Source organism: Bacillus sp. OTU530 (assembly GCF_038440375.1).
Genome location: NZ_JASATP010000062.1, coordinates 19,614 through 29,092 on the forward strand (window position 1 = coordinate 19,614; position 9,479 = coordinate 29,092).

Genomic DNA, 9,479 nt, shown 5'->3' on the forward strand with positions numbered 1-9,479 from the left:
CTTTTTTGATTTATGCTGGATGTATGAGCTTTTCAGAATCGTAATTCTTCTACATTACAACAATGACTTCTTTCACTAATTGTAAAAATTGAGCTTTAATTTTTTCGGTTGTTTCCATTACTTCATCATGCGTTAAAGAATGTTCAGAGATTCCTGCTGCCATATTGCTGATACAAGAAATGCCTAGAACCTCTAGTCCGGAATGTCTGGCAACAATTACTTCTGGAACAGTGGACATTCCAACAGCATCTGCTCCGATTCTATCCAAGAACTTAATCTCAGCTGGTGTTTCATAGCTAGGTCCAATTACTCCAGCGTAGACACCTTCTACGACTTTTATTTTTTCCTTAGCTGCTACCTCTTTTGTTAAAGCAATCAATTTCTGTGAATAAGCTTCAGACATGTCTGGAAATCTTTCTCCAAACTCCTCTTCATTAGGTCCAACCAATGGGTTTTGGGAGGTTAAATTGAGATGGTCTTGAATAATCATCAAATCACCAGGCTTAAAAGTTGAGTTAATACCGCCCGCTGCATTCGTTACAATGATTTGCTTAACTCCAATCGCTTTCATGACACGAATAGGATAGGTAACAGCCTCAAGTGTATGCCCTTCATAGTAGTGAAATCGTCCCTGCATTGCGATTACACGCTTACCCTTTAAATCGCCAATCACGATCTGACCTTTATGACCGGCCACGGTAGAAGCGGGAAAATGAGGAATGACATCATAAGGAATAGTAATTGGATTTTCAATCTCTTCTGCCAATATGCCTAGTCCAGACCCTAGGACTAGACCAATAGATGGACATTGATCAATTTTAGAAAGTAAATATTCTTTTGTTTGTTGAATTTTTTCACTAAGTTTCATGTTTTTTTCTCCTCTCAAATATTAAAAATTAAATCAAAAGTTTAATATGCCTAGAGCTTATCTTGAAAGGCTAGACTGCAGACGATTTGCTTCGGCAATTACTTTTTCTTCATCTATAGTTAAGCAGCAGCGGTCTTTCACAATTATCTTTCCATCGATGTAAACATCACACACATCACGTCCGCATGCTGCATAAAGCAAATGTGAATACGCTTCACTAAGTGGTTGTAAATGTTCCTTGTCATATGGATAAATTGTAATGAAATCAGCCTTTTTGGCTACTTCCAGAGAACCTGTGTGGCCCATGCCAATTGCTTCAGCCCCTACTCGCGTAGCCAAGGATAGAACTGTTTGGGCAGGAAGCTTAGTTGCATCTTTGTAGATCCCTTTTTGTAGTAATGCAGCAGTCCTCATTTCCTCGAACATATCGAAATTGTTATTAGAAGCTACGCCGTCTGTTGCGATTCCTACTTTTATTCCGGCGTCTAGAAGACGAACAACATCGGCAATACCTGAACCCAGTTTCAAGTTGCTAATTGGGTTATGAGCAACCCGTACACCATACTGTTTCAATATCGTTCGCTCTTCATCATTGAGCACCACACCGTGAGCCATCACGGTTGGTTGGTCAAAGAGACCTAAACGGCGAAGGTGCTCCACAGGCCGAGCTCCGTAACGTTTTTCAATGTCTAGCACTTCAAAATCTGTTTCTGAGACATGAATGTGTACCATTAAATCATTCTCTTTAGCAATCCGTGCACTTTCAACAAGTGCTTCAGGTGTACAAGCATACGGGCTATGAGGGGCGACCATAGTTGTTAAGCGGCCATCAGCAACCATTTTATAGTTTTTAGCAAACCGCTCAGCTCCCATGAGATTCGCTTGCTGTTCTTTTTCGGTACCTAAGCTAAAAATCGTATAGGAAAAGGCTCCACGAATCCCAGTTTCGCCAATAATCTGCATTACAGCATCAGAGTCTATGCCATTGGGATTAAACATATCCGAGAATGTAGTTGTTCCGGATTTTAACATTTCCAAAATACCGAGCTGAGTACTGATAGAGGCAATTTCCGTTGTGAACTGGGCTTCGATCGGCCATATTCTAGTTTCTAGCCATGGCTTCAGCAGCATATCATCTCCGATGCCGCGTAAAAGAGTCATCACTATATGCGAATGGGCATTTACCAATCCTGGTAAAACCCATTTTCCGCCAAGATCCACAACTCGATTTGTCTTAGCAAGCCGTTCTGGAGAATGCGGACCGATATAGGAGATGAGTTGATCCTCAACAATCAGCATGCCGTTTTCAAAGATTCGATTTTCCTTATCCAGGGTAAAAAAGGTAGCGTTTACATAAACTGTATTCAATCATATTCCCTCCAAATGATTGCGTATGATTAATCTATTGCTGCTCTATTCCTTCCTAAAAGGATGACATAGGTGCATTGATTACAATTGTTTTTTCACTGTAAGAAGTATAAGTTTCCGGCCGGAAGCTAATCGGCGAGTTTTCTTTAAAGGTTTCCAGAAATGGTAATTAGGGTTATATGATAAATCATGTAGAGTCCCCACCTTGCAGTAGACAGAATTTTCTTTAGCATTTTAACTCTTCTTATTGTTTACGCTGTGTAAATAGTTAATCCAAAAGACAATTTTCGAAAGTGCTTCCATAAACATAATAGTCAGACGTCCGACAACCAAAAACTATTTAGGTTGATTCTAGCACTTAATTATCTAGTGTGCAATCTTTTTTAGAAACAAATTTTTTCTAGTATGAAGTGGTATATTCCTAAATGAGAAAGGACAATTTTCAACTGCTCTCATTTTCCATGCCATGAAAATAGTTGATTAAAAGGAAAAATATGAAAGATATTTCTCTTTGCTTGTTGTTAGATGTCCAACAACTGTAAGCGTTTAGATTGATTCTAGCACTGGATCGTCACATATTCAATACTTTTTGGAAGTGAATTTTAAAACTAGTGTTATGAACATCTTATTGTGATGTTTGAATTTACAAAGACATTTACAAGAACTAAGGGGGAGGGGATGCAGACAGTGATTGTAATTCGAAACGAACTATGGCATATAAACATAGAACTTCCATTAGAAAACAAATAGCAAAATTATGTTTATTTTGATACCATAAAATAACTAATGTCTTTTATGGAGGTACGTATTAATGTATACAGAAGATTATCATAAATCACGGTATTTAGTTATCATAGATAAGATTAAAGAAGAAATAGAGAAAGGTAATTTAAAACCTGGTGAGAAGTTGCCTTCTGAAACAGAATTAGCTAAAGAGTTCAAAGTAAGTCGCTCTACATTAAGAGAAGCTTTAAGATCATTAGAACAAGAAAATATAATCACTAAAAAACATGGGATAGGAACATTTATAAATCAGAAACCTTTATATTCTAATGGAATAGAGGAACTGTTTAGTGTTACGGATTTAATTCAAAGGGGAGGGCATACACCGGGCACAAGGTTAATATTTTCAGACTATGTAACGCCAAATAGCCAAGAGAAAGAAAAATTAAATCTTGGGGATAATGAAAAAATATTGTTGGTTAAAAGAATAAGAACGTCTAATCAAGAACCACTGGTATACTGTATCGATAAAATTCCTGAACATCTGTTACCAAAAGGGTGTACCTTAGATCGAGAATCTATTTTTGATTTTCTAGAGGACAAAGCCAATGTTAAGATTGATTATGCGACTACAGACATTGGAACAACTAGTTATTTGCCAGAAGTTTCTGATAGTTTAAAATGTGATAAAGAAACTCCTTTATTAGTTCTAAAACAATCTCACTATGATGAAAAAGATCGGCTTATTTTATATTCAATCAATTATTTTCGTTCTGATAATTTTAGCTTCCATGTATTCCGTAAACGTTTAAAATAAGGTTTTTGCTCCAAGAATTCTGATGGTTTGGACGTAATATTTATGTAAAAGTGAAAAGCCTACAGGGGCATTCATAACGCGCGGTGGATTTTGAAATAACATGATTAACTATGTCTTACTCAATTGAGATATGGCCGAGGTATAGCTGGGGTGGAATGGAGACAACGAGTCTTCACGCCCCACGCTGTTGTGTGTATGGTTTTGAGTTATGTCAAACGTAATTGTTTATTCTTGTAGTTAGGTTCTTTAACCCCGGCAATTCTCCAATATCCTTTACGAGGATTTTCCTACTTATACAACTTCTTTTCTGTTCTTATTTTCAACTCACCAAATCCCATAACTTGAGGTACAAATCGAAACTTTAATAGATGTTCTTCGATATATTCATTTACTTTTACAGGAACAGATAGTCTTGTTCCTGTTTTTTTACTCTCATTCGTTTTACGAATCAAGTCCTTCAAAGTGTATAGTTTCATTAAAATGCGGACGGACCCCCTAACTAAATAGTCGTTCTTGGCAAACCACCGTATGCTGAGGAGATTCGTTTACAAATTTTATTTTAAAAATATTGAATATTAGTCAATTGAATGATAGAATCACTTTAAATAACAAGTTGTCCGACGTCCAACGACAAATAACGTAGACATATTTTTAATAAATGTAAGCATCTTCACATAGGAGGGATAAGTTGTGAATAAATATAAACGCATCTTTTTAATCGTCATGGATTCTGTTGGGATTGGTGAAGCGCCAGATGCAAAAAAGTATGGGGATGAAGGAGCAGACACGCTTGGCCATATCGCAGAGCATATGAATGGACTATATTTACCTAATATGGAAAAGATGGGTCTTGGTAATATTCGTAAAATCCAAGGGATCCAAAAGGTAGAGCAACCGATGGCCTACTATACGAGAATGCAAGAAAAATCTGTGGGTAAGGATACGATGACTGGGCATTGGGAAATGATGGGGTTATTTATCGATAAACCATTTCAAGTGTTTTCAGAAGGTTTCCCTAGAGAGTTAATTGAAGAACTAGAAAAAAGGTCTGGTCGTAAAGTAATCGGCAATAAGCCGGCTTCAGGTACTGAGATTCTCGATGAGCTTGGCAAGGAGCATATGGAGACAGGAGCAATGATCGTATACACATCTGCAGACAGCGTATTGCAAATTGCAGCACATGAAGAAATTGTACCGCTTGATGAGCTTTATGATATTTGCAAAATTGCACGTGAATTAACATTAGATGAGAAATATATGGTCGGTCGTGTTATCGCACGTCCATTTTTAGGGCAACCAGGCAGTTTCCAGCGTACAGAAAACCGTCATGACTATGCTTTGAAGCCATTTGGGCAAACCGTTATGAATGAATTGAAAAATGGAGGATACGAGGTGTTTGCAATTGGTAAAATTTCTGACATTTTTGATGGCGAGGGAGTAACGAAGTCATTGCGCACAAAATCTAACATGGATGGCATGAATAAGTTAATTGATACATTAGATATGGATTTTACAGGGTTAAGTTTTTTGAACCTTGTTGATTTTGATGCACTCTTTGGTCATAGACGTGATCCGCAGGGATATGGGGAGGCGCTGCAAGAGTATGATTTACGTCTTCCAGAAGTACTTCAAAAGATGAACGAAGATGATTTGTTGATTATTACAGCTGACCATGGAAATGATCCAGTCCATCACGGTACGGATCATACACGTGAATATGTACCTTTGTTGGTTTACAGTCCAAGCATGAAAGGCATTGGAAAAGAAATGCTAACTCGTCAAACCTTCGCAGATATTGGAGCGACAGTAGCAGAAAACTTTGGCATAGCCATGCCGAAATATGGAACGAGCTTTTTGCAGGAGCTAAACAATGGGAGAGAAGCCTGTTCGGTTATAAAACATAATTTATTGAAAAAACGGAACCTTAATAGGCCAATGTTTTATACGAAGACTAAAGAGTGTATACGTTCAATCAAAGTAGCTCTTTATAAACGTTTTATTTATAAAAAATAGATTGAGGAGTTTGGGTGGTTGGGTTTTTTATAATGTCGCCTACAGCTAGAGACAGAAAGTATGAGGAAGGTAAAGGATTTTCACTTGGAAAAGGTCCCGGCAAAAGCCGGGACCTTTTTAGCCATGTTATGAAATTAGCGTTGGAATCCGCCAAGTTGTTGTTCTGCCATTGCTACAAGACGTTTTGTAATTTCGCCACCTACGGAACCGTTTGCACGTGCTGTTGCGTCAGCTCCGAGCTGTACACCAAATTCTTGTGCAATTTCGTACTTCATTTGATCTAGCGCAGATTCAGCGCCAGGTACAATTAATTGATTTCTGCTGCTATTATTTGAAGCCATGTTAGTTCCTCCTTGATGAATGTTTAGTTTTTTTGGTTGGATTAGCTGGAGTTGAACCAGTGTAACCGCCTTGCCGGCTCTAATCCATCGGTGTTATAAGCGGCTTGTTTTGTTACTGTACTAGTAGTATGGATAGTGAAGAAATATATATGCGATAGATTTTGTTGTAATTTTTTCCATTATTCAACCGGAAGAAATATTCCAAAAATTACCTTGTAGATGATATACATATGAACAAAAGTTCTCCGTATACTATGCTTACACCACTTTAAGGAGGTGAAACAATATGTCAAGAAATAATAACAGCAATCAGCTTGTTGTTCAAGGTGCTCAATCTGCACTTGATCAAATGAAATATGAAATCGCTCAAGAGTTTGGTGTTCAACTTGGTGCAGATGCAACGTCTCGTTCTAATGGCTCTGTCGGCGGCGAGATTACAAAGCGTCTTGTAGCATTGGCTGAACAGCAATTAGGCGGATTTCAACGATAAATAATGGCTATAAGGGCGGGTATTCCCCGCCCTTTTTCAGGAGGATTTGTATGTCAATGTGTCCTGTCTGTAACGGTTTAACTGAGATTTCGCATTCTTGTCCGAATTGTGCTGCCAGCATGGAGGATTGCGGGAAAACAGTAGATTATTTAGGTCCTTACAGCGCATATATGGACCAACAGCTGCTAGAGAAAGTCGATAGCTTATCTCATGAGGAATCGAATCGGTATTGCTTGCACTTATATCATTGTCCTGCCTGTGAACGAGACTTTTCTGTTAAGCTTCAACAAATATAAATACCCCGTCTCCTTATCCAGAGACGGGGTATTTCTGTTTTATCGAATGCGTTGCTCGCTGCTAGAGTCAAAGAAGTGAACCTTATTCATATCAAAGCCAAGTGTTACTGTTTGGCCAGGTTTGAAATCTGTACGTGCATCAACACGTGCTACGAAATCTTGACCGCCGATTTGGGAGTAGAGCATAGACTCTGCACCTAGCAACTCAGATACTTCAATTTTCGCGTTTACAGTGGAACCTTGTGCTGCGTTAATGAATACAGGCTCATCATGGATGTCCTCTGGGCGGATTCCCATAATTACTTCTTGTCCTACATAGCCTTGTTCACGAAGCATTTTCATTTTGCCTTCTGGAACAGACAGGACAACATTGTCTAATTTGAAGCCTTTGTCTGTTAATGCACCACGGAAGAAGTTCATTGCAGGAGAACCGATAAAACCGCCTACAAATACGTTTTCTGGCTTTTCGTATACTTCTTTTGGTGTTCCAACTTGTTGGATAAGTCCATCTTTCATAACTACAAGGCGAGTTGCCATTGTCATCGCTTCTGTTTGGTCATGCGTTACGTAAATCGTTGTTGTGCCTAAGCGTTGGTGAAGCTTGGAAATTTCGGCACGCATGGATACACGAAGCTTTGCATCAAGGTTAGATAAAGGCTCGTCCATTAAGAATACTTTTGCGTCACGAACAATTGCACGTCCTAACGCAACACGCTGACGCTGACCGCCGGAAAGAGCTTTTGGCTTACGATCTAAGTATTGCTCCAGTCCAAGGATACGAGCTGCTTCTTTTACACGCTTCTCAATTTCCGCTTTGTCAAATTTCCGAAGCTTTAAGCCGAATGCCATATTGTCATATACGCTCATATGAGGATATAACGCATAGTTTTGGAATACCATCGCAATGTCACGATCTTTTGGTGCTACATCGTTCACGCGTCTGCCGTCAATGGAGAAATCACCTTTGGAGATTTCTTCTAATCCTGCAATCATGCGAAGTGTTGTAGATTTACCGCAGCCGGAAGGACCTACGAATACGATGAATTCTTTATCTGCAATGTGAAGGTTAAAATCTGTTACCGCTGTTACATTATTATCGTAAATTTTATAAATATGATCTAATTTTAATTCAGCCATGTTGATTACCCCCTGCATAAATTGAAATCGTTTTCTTGTTACTAAGTGTATCTCAAATGGTCCAAGCTGGAAATGGGAAACCTGAATAAAAAAAACGCTTTCATTTGTGCAATGTTTACAAACTCAAGAGGGGGAATCCTGCATAAGCAAGGCCATATATACAGCAACCGCACCTTTGAATGTTTTAATATCAATTCCTGTTCTTTCTATGAATTTATCAACACGGTATTGTACGCTATTGCGGTGCATATATTGCTTTTTAGCAGCGAGGGATACATTCAAATTACATTCCAGATACGTTCGCACAGTTGTTAACAATTCTTGATCGTCTTGTGTTTCGCCAAATAGAAGCGGAAGCAGATGTACATCCTGCTTTTCTAAAAATAAATAGGGCAGTACATCCTCTAATCTGTAAATATGCTGCTTCTTTAGGTGTGACTGAGCTGTTTGAAAGCAAGCCTGCTCCCAGTGAAACTGTTGCAAAAGAGATGGTTGCACGAGATGCAGCCTCCCGATGAGAATGCTCGGTGTAATTAGGAAGTCCGTTGTCAATGCATCGAACGCTTCAAAATCGAGTTCTGTCTCCGGCTTCACATGCGGGTATGTCTCTATAATGACACCGCTTTTGTTTGTTTGCCATAGAATTATGAATGAAGAAGAGAGCAATCCTTGCAGCGCCTCTTCCAATGCCTGCTTCTCGAAAAATGATTCTTTCATGGCAAAATGAAGAAAGCGTACGGTTTTCATTTGTCCATGAAAGGGAATCGAATGCACATCCTCGGCTGATTGAAATAAAAACCTCTTCCAAGCGTGCTGTTCGCTAGAAATACTAAGCTCTTCGTCAGATACAGGAGTTAAAAATACTGAAAGCAGCTCCTCATCTTTTTTCGTCAGCATTTTCTTTTCAATGCCAATAGTGTTGTCTTGTTCATCTGTGTACCAGCAATATTCCTCATAATTGTTTGGTGTTGTGTCTGTTACAATATGTCCTTGATAATACCGCTTTAGTTTCTCCAGCATGAGTGTCTCCTAACTAAAAATGAGTTTTTACAGTATTTTATCACAGGGCTGTGTGAAACGTAATGGTTGATTAGCATGCTATGTGGCAGGAACCAGGAGGAAATTTTTAGCTAGAAGTGAATTCGGCGCAGCAGAAAATGTTAGAATGTAATGAAAATCCCCTGTATGTACATTACTCTTAAAAAGGTTTAACAATGAGATATTGCTATTTACAGTAGATTATTGTAAAATTTAACATATTATAAATTATATGTATGAAGTACGAAACTTCAAAAGCGCTGACAAGGACATGAGTTACTTTTTCCGGTTTCCAGAGAGGGAAGAAAAGCTGCGAACTTCCTAACGCAGGAAAGTAATCTTACCGCCTTTGAGCTGTATTGGGGAATCTAAGTATCCAATACCGTCT

The 9,479-nt window shown here is 38.7% G+C and carries 9 protein-coding genes and 1 pseudogene; 4 read left to right on the forward strand and 6 right to left on the reverse strand.

What is annotated here, in order from left to right; genetic code table 11:
* Nucleotides 1-49 precede the first annotated feature (49 nt).
* Together AAHB12_RS27325 and AAHB12_RS27330 are read right to left on the reverse strand one after the other, a co-directional pair.
* Nucleotides 50-868, reverse strand: a complete 819-nt coding sequence (locus tag AAHB12_RS27325) for a purine-nucleoside phosphorylase (RefSeq protein WP_342048395.1) — start codon at nt 866-868, stop codon at nt 50-52.
* Nucleotides 869-925: 57 nt separating this feature from the next.
* Entirely contained in the window at nt 926-2,236 is a 1,311-nt protein-coding gene (locus tag AAHB12_RS27330; protein WP_342048396.1) for an amidohydrolase family protein, read from the reverse strand.
* Between the two features lie 811 nt (nt 2,237-3,047).
* Here AAHB12_RS27330 and AAHB12_RS27335 point away from each other — a divergent pair.
* Nucleotides 3,048-3,776 (forward strand): GntR family transcriptional regulator, encoded by a 729-nt coding sequence (locus AAHB12_RS27335; RefSeq protein WP_129731517.1) that lies wholly within the window; start codon nt 3,048-3,050, stop codon nt 3,774-3,776.
* Between the two features lie 287 nt (nt 3,777-4,063).
* Here AAHB12_RS27335 and AAHB12_RS27340 read toward each other — a convergent pair whose 3' ends face one another.
* Nucleotides 4,064-4,252, reverse strand: coding sequence for a hypothetical protein (locus AAHB12_RS27340; RefSeq protein ID WP_342048397.1), 189 nt, complete (start codon nt 4,250-4,252; stop codon nt 4,064-4,066).
* A 214-nt stretch (nt 4,253-4,466) separates the two neighbouring features.
* Here AAHB12_RS27340 and deoB point away from each other — a divergent pair.
* Nucleotides 4,467-5,642, forward strand: a pseudogene (gene deoB, locus AAHB12_RS27345) (phosphopentomutase); the annotation flags it as partial.
* A gap of 281 nt (nt 5,643-5,923) precedes the next feature.
* Here deoB and AAHB12_RS27350 read toward each other — a convergent pair.
* Nucleotides 5,924-6,130, reverse strand: coding sequence for an alpha/beta-type small acid-soluble spore protein (locus AAHB12_RS27350; RefSeq protein ID WP_129731521.1), 207 nt, complete (start codon nt 6,128-6,130; stop codon nt 5,924-5,926).
* Between the two features lie 286 nt (nt 6,131-6,416).
* On the opposite strand from AAHB12_RS27350, the gene AAHB12_RS27355 reads away from it, so the two are divergent.
* Both AAHB12_RS27355 and AAHB12_RS27360 read left to right on the forward strand, forming a co-directional pair.
* Entirely contained in the window at nt 6,417-6,620 is a 204-nt protein-coding gene (locus AAHB12_RS27355; RefSeq protein ID WP_129731523.1) for an alpha/beta-type small acid-soluble spore protein, read from the forward strand.
* A 50-nt stretch (nt 6,621-6,670) separates the two neighbouring features.
* Nucleotides 6,671-6,916, forward strand: coding sequence for a hypothetical protein (locus tag AAHB12_RS27360; protein ID WP_129731525.1), 246 nt, complete (start codon nt 6,671-6,673; stop codon nt 6,914-6,916).
* A gap of 39 nt (nt 6,917-6,955) precedes the next feature.
* Here the strand turns inward: AAHB12_RS27360 and AAHB12_RS27365 are convergent, their stop codons facing one another.
* Both AAHB12_RS27365 and AAHB12_RS27370 read right to left on the reverse strand, forming a co-directional pair.
* The gene (locus AAHB12_RS27365; RefSeq protein WP_342048398.1) at nt 6,956-8,053 is read right to left on the reverse strand and encodes an ABC transporter ATP-binding protein; all 1,098 of its coding nucleotides are present in this window, start codon (nt 8,051-8,053) and stop codon (nt 6,956-6,958) included.
* Nucleotides 8,054-8,176: 123 nt separating this feature from the next.
* Nucleotides 8,177-9,073: a PucR family transcriptional regulator gene (locus AAHB12_RS27370; protein WP_129731533.1), complete on the reverse strand. Its 897-nt coding sequence runs from the start codon at nt 9,071-9,073 to the stop codon at nt 8,177-8,179.
* Between the last annotated feature and the right edge of the window lie 406 nt (nt 9,074-9,479).

Excerpts from the sequence above, each read along its gene's own strand:
- AAHB12_RS27370 (WP_129731533.1), bottom strand. The coding sequence starts at position 9,073 with ATGCTGGAGAAACTAAAGCGGTATTATCAAGGACATATTGTAACAGAC.
- AAHB12_RS27340 (WP_342048397.1), bottom strand. The coding sequence starts at position 4,252 with ATGAAACTATACACTTTGAAGGACTTGATTCGTAAAACGAATGAGAGT.
- AAHB12_RS27325 (WP_342048395.1), bottom strand. The coding sequence starts at position 868 with ATGAAACTTAGTGAAAAAATTCAACAAACAAAAGAATATTTACTTTCT.
- AAHB12_RS27360 (WP_129731525.1), top strand. The coding sequence starts at position 6,671 with ATGTCAATGTGTCCTGTCTGTAACGGTTTAACTGAGATTTCGCATTCT.
- AAHB12_RS27350 (WP_129731521.1), bottom strand. The coding sequence starts at position 6,130 with ATGGCTTCAAATAATAGCAGCAGAAATCAATTAATTGTACCTGGCGCT.
- AAHB12_RS27335 (WP_129731517.1), top strand. The coding sequence starts at position 3,048 with ATGTATACAGAAGATTATCATAAATCACGGTATTTAGTTATCATAGAT.
- AAHB12_RS27355 (WP_129731523.1), top strand. The coding sequence starts at position 6,417 with ATGTCAAGAAATAATAACAGCAATCAGCTTGTTGTTCAAGGTGCTCAA.
- AAHB12_RS27365 (WP_342048398.1), bottom strand. The coding sequence starts at position 8,053 with ATGGCTGAATTAAAATTAGATCATATTTATAAAATTTACGATAATAAT.